Source organism: Flavobacterium sp. MR2016-29 (genome assembly GCF_015350695.1).
Taxonomy (GTDB): Bacteria; Bacteroidota; Bacteroidia; order Flavobacteriales; family Flavobacteriaceae; genus Flavobacterium.
The window spans coordinates 18,950-32,975 of the sequence record NZ_JADKPU010000010.1 but is presented as its reverse complement, the minus strand read 5'-3'; the positions used below and the strand labels follow the sequence as shown (position 1 = coordinate 32,975).

Genomic DNA, 14,026 nt, shown 5'->3' with positions numbered 1-14,026 from the left:
AAATTTGCTACTTAATATCCATGACTTTTAAGCCATTCTTCGCAGTCTTTTGTCCAGTTTTTACTTGTGTCTTTTACGCCTAAACCAAAGCCGTGACCGCCGTTTTCATATAAATGCAGTTCAGATGTAACTCCGTTTTTCTTTAATGCCAGATAATAATAAATACTATTTTCTGGAATAACAGCTCCGTCATCTGTGGCATGAACCAAGAAAGTTGGAGGTGTCTGTGGTGTAACTTTTTTTTCATTTGAAAATGAATCAATTAAATCCTGTGATGGATTATTGCCTAATAAACTGGTTTGAGAGCCTTTGTGTGTTACTTCGTTTTGCATCGAAATTACAGGATAAATCAGAAGTGAAAAATCAGGGCGCGCACTAATTTTTGAAGCCGATTCATATGTTTTATCATCGTAATGCGTTGCCAGTGTCGATGCCAAATGTCCGCCAGCAGAAAACCCTATTGCTCCAATTTTATTGGTGTTGATATTCCATTTTGCAGCATTTTCTCTCACATATCTTACTGCTTCCTGAGCATCTTGAAGCGGGCCGATATTTTTATTTTTCATAATCAGATCGCTTGGCAAACGGTATTTTAGTACAAATGCTGTAATTCCTAAACTGTTAAGCCAATTTGCAACTTTTGTTCCTTCCTTATCAATAGCAAGATGTGAATATCCTCCGCCGGGGAAAATAATTACCGCTGTTTGATTTGGTTTAACTGCTGTAGGAACAAAAATGCTTAAAGTTGGAATTGAAACCAGACTTGTACTTTGAACCAGTCCTTCCTTGATTATTTCTTTTTCTTTATAATCCGGAGCTTTAATTTCATCTGGGATTTTATTCCATAGAGGAACTATCTGATTCTGTGCCTGCGTCAGATTGCTTATTGCTAAAAATAGAACAAATAATTTAAAAAATTTTACTATGCGTATTTTAAGTTTTTTCAATTTCAAAAAGGATTAAGGTTACTATAATAGTATAAAGCCAAAATTAAAGTTTTTGTCTGAATTCTTAGTTTTGGACTGATTATAAAAGGTCTTTTTATTTAAAAATTCAATAGGGCTGGGGTACTGGTTATTTCAGGACGATTTTACCCCCTAAAAAGGACAAAATTCATATGTTGTCTTTTAACAAATATATTGTTTAATATGTAATTTTGTATTATTTTTTTTATGTGATATGTTTATTTAATTGTGTAAAATAATTTTTTATACAATTTATTTGGAATATAAAGATTAAAAACTATATTTGTGCAATCGATTACATTATTTGATTTTGATATGTTTAACTCGTTGATTTTTAGTGTTTATAAATTGGAGTTGAATAGCAAAATTAAATAACCAAAAGATTATAAATTTTACACTATCTACCATGAACCAAACAAATACCGCTGCAATGAGCCAGACCAATAAATCTATAGGAAAGTATCGTTGGAGTATATGTGCACTGCTTTTTTTTGCAACTACAATTAACTACCTAGACAGACAAGTACTTTCATTGACATGGAGTGATTTTATTGCACCTGAATTTCATTGGACAAATAACGATTACGGAAATATTACAGCTTTATTTTCTATTTTTTATGCTGTTTCATTATTGTTTGCCGGACGATTTGTGGATTGGATGGATACCAAAAAAGGATTTCTGTGGGCCATCGGGATTTGGTCTATAGGAGCTTGTCTCCATGCTTTTTGCGGTATTGCAACTGCTGGAATAATTACAGGAAACTGGTTTGTTGGTTTTGAAGGAGCAAAAGAAGCAATTCGCACTGTCAATGATACTGGAATGGTTATTAATGTCAGTGTTACGCTCTTTATTTTTGCACGTTTTGTTTTGGCAATAGGCGAGGCAGGAAACTTTCCGGCAGCAATTAAAACAACTGCAGAATATTTTCCAAAAAAAGACAGAGCATTTTCTACCAGTATTTTTAATGCCGGAGCAACAGTTGGAGCTTTAGCAGCACCAATCTCTATTCCGTTTATTGCAAAATCTTTTGGATGGGAAATGGCTTTCATTATTATTGGCGCACTAGGTTTTGTCTGGATGGGCTTTTGGGTTTTTATGTATGATAAACCAGAAAAACATAAAAGAGTTAATGCGGCAGAATTAGAATATATTCAGCAAGATGATATCGCTGATGCTAAAATAATTGGTTACGTGCCTGAAACTTCAACAAAAGTATCTTTTGCAGAATGTTTTAAATACAAACAAACGTGGGCTTTTGCCTTTGGAAAATTTATGACAGACGGTGTTTGGTGGTTCTTTTTATTCTGGACTCCAGCTTATTTAAGTTCTGTATATGGAATGGATTCTACACAAGCTGCCTTGCCGCTGTTTGTACTTTATATGATTACTTTATTGTCAATTATTGGCGGATGGCTGCCAACTTATTTTGTAGAGAAAAAAGGAATGAACCCGTACGAAGGCAGAATGAGAGCGATGTTGATTTTTGCATTCTTTCCATTGCTTGCTTTAGTAGCTCAGCCTTTAGGATATATCAGCTACTGGGTACCGGTAATTATTATTGGTATTGCAGGAGCAGCACACCAATCTTGGTCGGCTAATATTTTTACGACAGTTGGCGATATGTTTCCTAAAAAAGCAATTGCCACAGTTACAGGAATTGGAGGTTTAGCAGGAGGTTTAGGTTCAACTCTAATTAATAAAGGATCAGGACTTTTATTTGATTTCACGCAAAGGAACTGGAGTTTGATAAACGGACAATCTTTATTAGAGAAGTATCCTCAATTTTTGAATCCAGAAACAGAAAAGGTATTTTTAAAAGAAAAAGGTGTTGGTAATTTAGGTGATTTCTTAAAATTATTATCAGAATCCGGAGATACTGTTGTAAATGGTATTAACTCAGGTTATATGATTATTTTCTCAATTTGTGCAGTTTGTTACTTAATTGGATGGGTGGTAATGAAAACTTTAGTTCCTAAATATAGACCCATTACTGATTTGCGATAAAATCTAAACCAACTAACTAACCAACTCAAAATTATGAATCAAGCTAATGCAGCAATAGGAAAATACCGCTGGACTATTTGTAGTTTAGTTTTTTTTGCAACAACTGTTAATTATCTGGATAGAAATGTAATAAGTTACCTGCGTCCTTTTTTGGCAGAAGCTTTTCACTGGACACCAGAACAGGAAGTTATTGATTATTCAAATATTGAGCTTGCTTTCAAAATTGCTTACGCAATGGGAATGTTGGTTGCTGGAGGTATTATAGATAAACTAGGAACCAAATTAGGATACGCGATTGCAACTGGCTTATGGAGTTTGGCTGCAATTGGTCATGCACTTGCAACAGGAACAGGAGGATTTTTAATTGCCCGTGTGTTTTTAGGAATTACAGAAGCAGGAAATTTTCCTGCAGCGATAAAAGCTACAGCAGAATGGTTTCCGCAGAAAGAGAGAGCTTTGGCAACAGGAATTTTTAATTCAGGAAGTAATATTGGTGCTATCATTGTGCCGCTTACTGTGCCGCATATTGCTGCAAATTATGGATGGCAATGGGCTTTTATTTTAACTGGAATTGTTGGTTTTGTATGGCTCGGATTATGGTTTCTTTTATACGAAGTACCTGAAAAACAAAAACGTTTGTCACAAGCTGAATTAGAATATATTAATTCAGATAAAACAGTAATAGTTGAAACAGAAGATACAGAAAAGGTTTCGTGGATGAAATTGCTTTCTTTTCGCCAGACTTGGGCTTTTGCCATCGGAAAATTATTGACAGATCCGGTTTGGTGGTTTTATTTGTTCTGGCTTCCAGATTTTTTAATGAAACAATACAAGCTTTCATCTACAGAAATTATTTGGCCTTGTGCTTTGGTTTATATGATTGGAAGCGTTGGAAGTATTGGCGGTGGCTGGCTTCCATTAAAATTAATTAATAACAACTGGCCAGCTTATAAAGCGCGAAAAACGAGTATGTTATTGTATGCATTTGCAGTTTTGCCAGTATTGTTCTCTCAGTATTTGGGAGCTATAAATATGTGGCTTGCAATTTTGGTTATTGGTCTGGCAGTTTCTGCTCATCAGGCCTGGAGTGCTAATATTTTTACAACAGTTTCTGACATGTTTCCTAAACAAGCAACAGCTTCTGTAACAGGAATTGGAGGTATGTTTGGAGCGCTTGGAGGAATTTTACTGACTTTAGTAGTTCAGAAAAATATGTTTGTTTATTACACCAAACTTGGAAAAATAGAAACCGGATATTTTATTATGTTTTGCATTTGCGGTGCATCTTATTTATTGGCTTGGCTGATAATGCACATTTTAGTTCCGAGAATGAAAAAGGTAGAATTGTAAATTTTACTTAAAAACAGAATAAATTTTGGTTGGAATTATGGTTTTTAAAGATAAAAATATACTTTTGTGCAATCGATTACATTTTAAAAATTTATTATGACAAAATATAGTTCAAGATACGCGTCTAGCCCTGAAGCAGTAAAAAAATATGATACTCAAGAATTAAGAAACGAATTCTTAATTGATGACTTAATGCAGGAAAACGAAATTGTTTTAACGTACTCGCATTATGATCGTTATATCGCTGGTTCAGCAGTTCCTGTAAGTGAATTAAAACTGGAAAGTATTGATCCGCTTAAGGCAAGCTATTTTTTAGAAAGAAGAGAAATAGGGATTATAAATGTTGGAGGAAGCGGTTCTGTACTTGTAGAAGGAACTTCTTTTCCGTTAGGTTTTAAAGATGCACTTTATATTGGAAAAGGTAATAAAGAAGTAATTTTTAAAAGCGATGACAGCAAAAATCCTGCTAAATTTTATATTAATTCTGCTCCGGCTCATACTTCTTATCCAACGGTAAAAGTTAGTTTGGCAGAAGCAAATAAATTAGAATTAGGTAAGATGGAAACCGCAAATCACCGTACAGTTAATCAAATGATTATTGGAAGTGTGGTAACAACTTGCCAATTGCAGATGGGAATGACTGAATTACGTCCAGGAAGTGTCTGGAATACCATGCCAGCACACGTACACGATCGTAGAATGGAAGTTTATTTTTACTTAGATATTCCAGAAAATCAGGCAGTGTGCCATTTTATGGGACAGCCGCAAGAAACAAGACATATCTGGATGAACAATCATCAAGCGGTTATTTCTCCGCCATGGTCTATTCACTCAGGTTCAGGAACCAGTAATTACACTTTTATCTGGGGAATGGCAGGAGAGAATTTAGATTACGGAGATATGGATGTTTGCAAAATAACCGAACTAAGATAATAATTATGACAAACTCATTATTTGATATAAAAGGGAAAGTTGCCTTGATTACAGGAAGTACACACGGACTTGGAATGGCAATGGCAAAAGGCTTAGGACAAGCTGGTGCTACAATTGTGGTGAACGGAAATTCATCACAGCAAAAAATTGATGATGCTGTAAAAGAACTTCAAAATGAAGGTATAAATGCAGTTGGGTATAAATTTAATGTAACTGATGAACAGGAAGTTAAAACTGCTGTTCAGAAAATAGAAAGTGAAGTCGGACCCATTGATATTTTGATTAATAATGCTGGAATCATCAAAAGAATTCCGCTGATTGAAATGGAAGTGTCAGATTTTAAAGAAGTTATAGATATTGATTTGGTAAGTCCGTTTATTGTTTCTAAACATGTTGCCAAAGGAATGATCGAAAGACAGCAAGGAAAAATCATTAATATCTGTTCTATGATGAGCGAATTGGGCCGAAATACAGTTGGTGCTTACGCTGCTGCAAAAGGCGGTTTAAAAATGCTGACTAAAAATATGGCTACAGAATGGGCAAAATACAATGTTCAAATCAACGGAATCGGGCCTGGATATTTTGCAACAGAACAGACAAAACCAATCAGAGTTGACGGACACCCTTTTAATGATTTTATTATAAGCAGAACTCCTGCTGCAAAATGGGGCGATCCAAGCGATTTGGCTGGAGCTGCAATATTCTTGTCTTCTAAGGCAAGTGATTTTGTAAACGGTCATATTTTATATGTAGATGGCGGTATTTTGGCTACAATTGGCAAACCATCAAACGAATAATTCTCAATTATAATTAAAAGAACATGAGCTCAAATAAGACTTTCATAAACGATAATTTTTTGCTTGAAAACAAATATGCTGAAGAATTATATCATAACTATTCTAAAAATCAGCCTATAATTGATTATCACAATCACTTGTCGCCACAAAATATAGCAGATAATAAAATCTTTGATAATATCACTCAAGTTTGGATAAACGGTGATCACTACAAATGGCGTGCTATGCGTACATTAGGGATCAGCGAGCAGTTTATTACTGGAAACGGATCTGACAAAGATAAATTTTTAAACTGGGGAAAAACGGTTCCGTATACAATGCGTAACCCTTTATATCACTGGACACATTTAGAATTGGCCCGCTATTTTGATATTTATGATTTATTAAATGAAAAGTCGGCTGAGAAAATATATATAGAAACTTCTGAAAAAATAAATTCTGAAGCGTACAGCACTCAAAATTTACTTAAAAAAGTAAATGCCGAATTAGTATGTACGACAGAAGATCCAATTGATAATCTCGAACATCACCAAAAACTGGCTTCAAATCCTTTCGGAACTAAAGTCAGCACTGCGTTCAGACCCGATAAAGCCATCTTAATTTCAAATGATGGTTATAACGCATATCTGGACACGTTGGGGGATGTGTCCGGAATTGCGATTAATACGTATTCAGATTTACAATCGGCATTAAAAAAGAGAATCGAATTTTTTGCTGCAAATGGCTGTAAATTGAGTGATCACGGTTTGGATCAGATTTATTTTGAGAATTTTACTGAAAGTGAAATCAATTCAATTTTTAAAAAGAAAAGAGAAAATGGGGTTTTAACTCCTGAAGAAGCATTAAAATTTCAAAGTGCAGTTTTATTGTTCTTATCTGAAACCTATCATGAATTTGGATGGGTACAGCAATTTCACTTAGGTGCTTTAAGAAATAATAATGCGCGCATGCACAGAATTTTAGGTCCGGATACTGGCTGGGATTCTATTGGAGATTATCCGCAGGCGCAAAAATTATCTTCTTTCTTAAATGCCTTAGACAGCAAAGATAAATTGACGAAAACCATTGTTTATAACCTAAATCCAGCAGATAATGAAGTTATGGCTACAATGATTGGAAATTTCAATGACGGAAGCGTTCGCGGAAAAGTACAATTTGGTTCAGGATGGTGGTTTTTAGATCAGAAAGACGGAATGACAAAGCAATTAAATGCCCTTTCAAATATGGGATTAATCAGTTGTTTTGTTGGAATGCTGACAGATTCAAGAAGCTTTTTGTCTTTTCCAAGACACGAATATTTCAGACGTATTCTTTGTAATCTTTTAGGAGATGAAATTCAAAGAGGAGAGCTTCCTGCTGATATGGAATGGATTGGAAAATTGGTTGCTGATATTTCGTATAACAACGCAAAAGAATATTTCAAATTTTAAATAAAGTTTTACCATTAAGATAGTAAGAAAATTAAGTGTAGAACTTAGTATTTAAAAGAAATAAAGAATTTTAATTTTGGCTGCAAAGCTTAATTCTCTTACTATCTTAATGGTGGAAAAAATATTTTTACTGGTAAAAACAATAAAAAAATATGAGTAAAGTAGTTGCATTCGGCGAAATAATGCTGCGTCTTTCAACAGAGAGACATCTTCGTTTTTCTCAGGCAAAAGAGTTTGGAGCTTCTTATGGAGGCGGTGAATTTAATGTTTGTGTTTCTTTGGCAAATTATGGCGTAAATGCGGAGTTTGTAACCAGATTGCCTGAAAATGAAATTGGAGGATCTGCATTAAAAGAAATGAGAAAAATGAACGTAGAATCTAAAAATATCATTTTTGGAGGAGAACGCCTGGGAATCTATTTTCTTGAAACTGGTGCAGGAACCCGCGGGAGCAATGTAGTATACGATCGCGCGCACAGTTCGATGGCAACTATTCAAAAAGGAAATATTGACTGGGAGAAAGTGCTTGAAGGTGCAGATTGGTTTCACTGGAGCGGTATAACGCCGGCAATTTCTGAAAGTGCCGCCGAAGCTTGTTTAGAAGCTATTAAAGTGGCTCACAAACTGGGAATTACAATTTCATGCGATTTAAATTACAGATCAAAATTATGGCAATACGGCAAAACGCCAAGCGATGTTATGCCGGAAATGCTTAAATACAGCAATGTTATTTTAGGAGATATTGATACAGCTTATTTCATGCTGGGAATTCCGAAAGTAAATCCAAATTATCAAGATGAAAAATCACTTCCGGTTTTATATACAAAATTGTTTGATTTGATTCCGAGTTTGAAAATTGCTGCTACGACCCTGCGCTATTCTGTTAGTGCTTCTCATCAAAGAATTGGCGGTATTTTGTTCGATGGAAAAGCGATTTACAATGCAGCTGTCAAAGAAGTGACACCTGTTGTAGATAGGGTAGGAAGCGGAGATGCTTTTATGGGAGGCTTAATTTATGGCTTGACAAAATACCAAAACAATAATCAGAGAGCATTAGATTTTGCAGTTGCGGCCTGCTGTTTAAAACATACCATTGCAGGGGATTACAACTTGGTTACACTGAAAGAAGTTGAAAATATGATTGATGGTGACGGCGCTGCGTTAGTATCACGATAATACTATAAATATGGCAAAATATTCAAGAATTGAAGTTGCGCAGACAATGAAAGAAAACGGAATGGTTCCGCTGTTTTTTCATTCTGATATAGAATTAAGCAAAAAGGTTTTAAAAGCCTGCTACGATGGCGGTTCCCGTTTAATGGAGTTTACCAGCAGAGGCGACTTTGCACATGAAGTTTTTGGCGCTTTAAACAAATATGCTTTGGCAGAACTGCCGGGAATGATGTTGGGAGTTGGTTCTATTACAGATGCCGCTGCGGCTTCAGTATACATGAGTCTGGGAGCTAACTTTATTGTAACTCCGGTTTTCAGGGAAGACATTGCAATTGCCTGCAACAGACGCAAAGTATTGTGGTCACCAGGCTGCGGAACGCTTACTGAAATTGCTAGAGCGGAAGAATTAGGCTGTGAGATTGTAAAATTATTCCCCGGCGATATTTACGGTCCAGAATTTATAAAAGCGGTAAAAGGCCCATGTCCGTGGACCAGCATTATGCCAACAGGAGGCGTTTTGCCAACTGCAGAAAGCTTGGCTTCATGGTTTAATGCAGGCGCATTTTGTGTGGGTATTGGATCGCAGTTAATTTCAAAAGAAATACTTGATAATAAAGATTTTGACGGTTTGAAAAACAAAGTAAGTCAGGTTCTGGATATCATCAAAAATATTAAAAATAAATAAGGAGTAATCATACCGATTCCTTTATTTGGCTTGCAGTTTTTTTTAGAGTTTTAGATGTTGTAATTGAGCATTACGCTTGCAAAATAAATCTTGCCATTCCTCACAGCAGGTTTTATTTTACCCAACGGTGTAATGTTTCTTTTACAATATAGAAACAGAAAATAATAAGTTAATAAGGTATTTAACGTGGTTATTTATAACGCATTAATGATTTAAAATGAAACAGTTAAACAGAAAAAATATAGGATTAGAAAAACTACAGCCTATTAAAGTAATTCAGTTTGGAGAAGGAAATTTCTTAAGAGCTTTTGTTGATTACGCTTTTCACAAACTAAATAAAGAAGTTGATTTTAATGCTGGTATTGCAGTGGTTCAACCTTTGAAAGACGGTATGGTAAACTTGATTAATGATCAGGACGGTCTTTATACTTTGTTTATGAACGGAATTAAAAAAGGCGAAAAAATACAAGATATTGAGTTGATTACTAATATTGTAAAAGCTATAAATCCGTATACTGAATTTGCTGATTATTTAGCTTTAGCTAAAGAAGAAGAACTTCAGTTTATTGTTTCAAATACTACTGAAGCTGGAATTGAATTCATTGAAAGTGATACTCCAGATATGCAACCGCCAGTTTCATTTCCTGCAAAGCTGACTGTTTTATTATATGAAAGATTCAAACATTTCAACGGAGATACTTCTAAAGGAGTAACAATCATTCCTTGTGAGTTGATTGATTATAACTCAGAGACGCTAAAAAAATATATTTTGCAATATTGCGATACATGGAAGTTAGAGGATGCATTTAAAACTTGGGTGTCAGATGTTTGTACCTATCATAGTACTTTGGTTGACAGAATTGTTCCTGGATATCCAAGAGCTGAAATTGAAGAATACAACAATAAATTAGATTATCAGGACAATTTAATCGTGGCTGCTGAACCTTTCTTTCTTTGGGCTATTGAAGGTGGCGATGCTTTAAAATCAAAATTACCTTTTCATAAAACAGATTTGAATGTAAAAATTGTCGATGATATACGTCCTTTTAAAATGATTAAAGTTCGTATTTTAAACGGCGCACACACGGCAATGGTTCCTTTTTCACTTTTGTATGGTAACAAATTAGTAATGGAAACTGTTAACGGAGATTTTACTGGAAAATTCGTAAACAGTGTTATTAGTGAAATTAGCGAAACTCTTGATATGGACAAAAATGAAATTACGGCCTATTCTGAAGAGGTAATGGACCGATTTAAAAATCCATTTATCAAACATGCACTTGCTGATATTGCATTAAATTCTATCTCAAAATTCAAAGTAAGAGTTTTACCAAGTTTATTGGGATATTATAATGCTAACAACAAATTGCCAGTTAATTTGACTTTTTCTTTAGCGAGTTTAATTCAATTCTACAAAGGGAATTGGAATAACGAAGTATTACCTGTAAAAGATTCTCCAGAGATAGTTGAGGCATTTAAAAACGCTTGGCAATTAGGATCTTCAGATTTAGTTGTAGCTAAAATATTAGCGAACACTGAATTCTGGGGTGAAGATTTAACTAAAGTAAAAGGCTTATCGGAAGCTTCAGTATTGGCCTTAAATGAAATTGAAGAAAACGGAATAGAAAAAGGATTTGCTAATTTCAGCAAACAATATTAATTAGAATAGTTTCTGAGATTCGAAGGTCCTAAGTTTTTGAACACATCTTAGAAACTTCGCAACTTAAAAAAAAAACGATCATGCAAAAAAAATTAATAAAAGTAAACCCAGCAGATAACGTAATTGTTGCTTTGACCGACTTGGTACAAAACGAACAAATTATATTTGAAGGAACTACCGTCTCACCAACAACTGATGTTAAAGCAAAACATAAAATCGCTGAGAAAGATTTTACAATTGGTAATGATATTATAATGTATGGCGTTTTGGTAGGAAAAGCTGCTAAACCTATAAAAAAAGGAGAAGTAATTACTACCGAAAATGTAAAACATCAAAGTGAAAAAGTTTTTGGTAAAAACGGAAATTTAGGTTGGACTCCACCAAATGTAGATCGTTGGAAAGACAAAACTTTTAACGGATACCATCGTACTGATGGACAAGTTGGAACCAAAAACGTTTGGTTGTTTTTTCCATTGGTTTTTTGTGAAAACAAAAATATCGAAAAACTTAAAGATATTTTCGAAAACGAATTAATGCCCAAAAAAGAAGTTTCTTATAAAAATTTGTTACGCTCTTTAATTGAAGAAAAAAGCATTGAAGAAGTTTCTGATAAAAATTTAAATGAAAATCTTTTAGATAATATCGAAGTAAAATTTATCAATCATCAAGGTGGTTGTGGAGGGATTCGACAAGATTCTGAATTGTTGGCAAAACTCCTTGCAGGATATGTGAATAACCCAAATGTTGCAGGTGCTACTGTTTTGAGTTTGGGTTGCCAAAATTTGCAAGTAGATATTTTAAAGAAGGCATTGAAAGAAATGAGCCCGAATAGTGATAAAGAAATTTTGATCTATGAACAACAACAAATTGGAACTACGGATCAAATGTTTCAAATGGTGATTAAAGATTCTTATGAAGCCATTAAAAGAGCAAACAAAATTGAACGCAAACCTGCTCCTCTTTCAAAGCTAAGTATTGGTTTAGAATGTGGAGGTTCCGACGGATTTTCAGGGATTTCTGCTAATCCAGCATTAGGAATTGTTTCAGATATTTTTGCAGCTTTGGGAGGGAAAACAATTTTGGCAGAGTTTCCAGAATTATGTGGTGTTGAACAAGAATTGATGAACCGATGTGTGGACGAAGAAAAGGCAGATAAGTTTTTAACTTTAATGAAAGCTTTTGAAAAATCAGTTGTAGATGCAGGTTCAGGGTTTGATATGAACCCATCTCCAGGAAACATCAAAGACGGATTAATTACAGACGCTATGAAATCTGCTGGCGCAGCTAAAAAAGGCGGAACTTCACCTATTGTAGATGTTTTAGACTACGGTGAATATATTTCAAAACCAGGTTTAAATCTTTTAAATACGCCAGGAAATGACGCCGAATGCACCACAGGATTGGTTGGGGCGGGAGCAACAGTTGTTTTATTTACCACAGGTTTAGGAAATCCGATGGGAAATCCGATTGCACCCGTTGTAAAAATTTCTTCGAACACGGCATTAATTAATAGAATGTCGGATATTATCGATGTAAATGCTGGAACTGTGATTACTGGTGAAAAAACAATTTCCGAAGTTGGAGCAGAAATCGTAGATTACATTATAGAATTGGCGAGCGGAAACGTGGAAACAAAGGCAGACCAGTTGAAACAAGATGTATTTATTCCTTGGAAAAGAGGAGTTTCTTTATAGGATTTTTTTATCATATCAGTAATATAAAGTCATATAATTCAAAACTAAAAGGCAGCTCATCAATGAGCTGCCTTTTTACTAAGTATTGTATTTTAAATGAACTTATATCGCTATACAGTTTTTTTTAAAACTAGAAGTTAGTTCTTGAAGAAGATTTACGAATGTGTAATTCTGGAGCGAGAACTACCTTTTTTTCTATTTTAATAGTGTCGGTTTTATCTACTTGTTCCAAGAAGACACGAGCTGACATTTTTCCCATTTCAAGCGGAGACTGATCTACTGAAGTTATAGAAAGCTCCATAAATTTGGTAAAAGGTTCGTTACTGAAACCTGCTACGCAAAACTCCTTTGGAATATTTACATTTCTTTCTTTTAACTCCTGAATGGCGCCTAAAGCGGCGAAATCACTCGAAGAAAATATAGCGTCAGGCGGCGTTTCTAGAGCCAGTAAAATATCAACAGCATCTTTTCCAGCGTCAACCATACTTTTTACCGGAATAACATATTCTTCTTTAAAAGTCATTCCGTTATCTAATAAAGCTTGTTTATATCCTAAAAACCTATTTTTAAAGATTTCAAGAGATTGATCTCCAGATAAATGTGCTATTGCTCTGCATCCTTCATTTATAAGATGTTTGGTAGCGATATAACCTCCTTTAAAGTCATTAATAGTTACAGAACTTACTCCGTCAATATGTTTGCTTCTATCAAAAAAGATAAGCGGTACATTTTTTTCTAATACATTATGAAAAGCACCGTCATTTTCGTTGCTTACATCGGTAACAGACATAATGATTCCGTCGACTTGAGCATCGATTAAAGTATATAAATTTTCATTTTCTCTTTTCGGACTCTCGTGTGTCTGGCAAATAATAACTTGATAACCATGAGGATGCAGTTCTTCTTCAATACCTCGAATTACCGAAGCGAAAAAGTTGCTGTCTATACGAGGAACAATAACACCTATATTATTACTACGGCCGCTTTTTAATGCTAAAGCAAGTTTGTTTTGCTTATAGTTCATCGAGGCAGCGGTTTTGATTACCAAGTCACGTGTGCTTTCTTTTATTTTCGGATTGTTGTTTAACGCTCTGGAAACAGTCGCAGCAGTGATATTCAGCTTCTTGGCAATATCATAAATGGTTATTTTTTCGCTCATTCGAAAAGGTTTTTCAGATTAATTCTTAGACAAAAATACATTTTTTTTATATAATTTAATATTTATTGTTATCGATTACCAGAAATGATAACTAAAACGTTTGCAATCCCACAATGATAAAAAATTATGTTTTTTTTTACATTAAGTGTAAATATAATTGCAAATAAAAATTAAAT

The 14,026-nt window shown here is 34.5% G+C and carries 11 protein-coding genes; 9 read left to right on the top strand and 2 right to left on the bottom strand.

Features of this window, described 5'->3' with window-relative positions:
• Window positions 1-11: 11 nt before the first annotated feature.
• Window positions 12-947 (bottom strand): alpha/beta hydrolase, encoded by a 936-nt coding sequence (locus IR010_RS17995; RefSeq protein WP_228515194.1) that lies wholly within the window; start codon window positions 945-947, stop codon window positions 12-14.
• A 424-nt stretch (window positions 948-1,371) separates the two neighbouring features.
• On the opposite strand from IR010_RS17995, the gene IR010_RS17990 reads away from it, so the two are divergent.
• From IR010_RS17990 to IR010_RS17950, 9 genes are all read left to right on the top strand, one after another.
• A complete protein-coding gene (locus tag IR010_RS17990; RefSeq protein ID WP_194605730.1) occupies window positions 1,372-2,970 on the top strand; it encodes an MFS transporter in 1,599 nt (532 codons plus the stop codon).
• Between the two features lie 33 nt (window positions 2,971-3,003).
• On the top strand, window positions 3,004-4,320 hold the full coding sequence (locus IR010_RS17985) for an MFS transporter (RefSeq protein WP_194605728.1): 1,317 nt from the start codon (window positions 3,004-3,006) through the stop codon (window positions 4,318-4,320).
• A 96-nt stretch (window positions 4,321-4,416) separates the two neighbouring features.
• Window positions 4,417-5,253 (top strand): 5-dehydro-4-deoxy-D-glucuronate isomerase, encoded by an 837-nt coding sequence (kduI, locus tag IR010_RS17980; RefSeq protein ID WP_194605726.1) that lies wholly within the window; start codon window positions 4,417-4,419, stop codon window positions 5,251-5,253.
• 5 nt (window positions 5,254-5,258) lie between these two features.
• Window positions 5,259-6,050: a gluconate 5-dehydrogenase gene (locus IR010_RS17975; protein ID WP_029273504.1), complete on the top strand. Its 792-nt coding sequence runs from the start codon at window positions 5,259-5,261 to the stop codon at window positions 6,048-6,050.
• A gap of 23 nt (window positions 6,051-6,073) precedes the next feature.
• Entirely contained in the window at window positions 6,074-7,480 is a 1,407-nt protein-coding gene (gene uxaC / locus IR010_RS17970; protein ID WP_194570590.1) for a glucuronate isomerase, read from the top strand.
• Between the two features lie 152 nt (window positions 7,481-7,632).
• The gene (locus tag IR010_RS17965; RefSeq protein ID WP_194605724.1) at window positions 7,633-8,655 is read left to right on the top strand and encodes a sugar kinase; all 1,023 of its coding nucleotides are present in this window, start codon (window positions 7,633-7,635) and stop codon (window positions 8,653-8,655) included.
• Window positions 8,656-8,665: 10 nt separating this feature from the next.
• Entirely contained in the window at window positions 8,666-9,337 is a 672-nt protein-coding gene (locus IR010_RS17960) for a bifunctional 4-hydroxy-2-oxoglutarate aldolase/2-dehydro-3-deoxy-phosphogluconate aldolase (protein WP_194605722.1), read from the top strand.
• 217 nt (window positions 9,338-9,554) lie between these two features.
• Window positions 9,555-10,997: a tagaturonate reductase gene (locus IR010_RS17955; protein WP_194605720.1), complete on the top strand. Its 1,443-nt coding sequence runs from the start codon at window positions 9,555-9,557 to the stop codon at window positions 10,995-10,997.
• Window positions 10,998-11,077: 80 nt separating this feature from the next.
• Window positions 11,078-12,691 carry a UxaA family hydrolase gene (locus tag IR010_RS17950; RefSeq protein ID WP_194605718.1) on the top strand — a complete coding sequence of 538 codons (1,614 nt, stop codon included), beginning with the start codon at window positions 11,078-11,080 and terminating at the stop codon, window positions 12,689-12,691.
• A 130-nt stretch (window positions 12,692-12,821) separates the two neighbouring features.
• Here the strand turns inward: IR010_RS17950 and IR010_RS17945 are convergent, their stop codons facing one another.
• The gene (locus tag IR010_RS17945; protein ID WP_194605716.1) at window positions 12,822-13,850 is read right to left on the bottom strand and encodes a LacI family DNA-binding transcriptional regulator; all 1,029 of its coding nucleotides are present in this window, start codon (window positions 13,848-13,850) and stop codon (window positions 12,822-12,824) included.
• Between the last annotated feature and the right edge of the window lie 176 nt (window positions 13,851-14,026).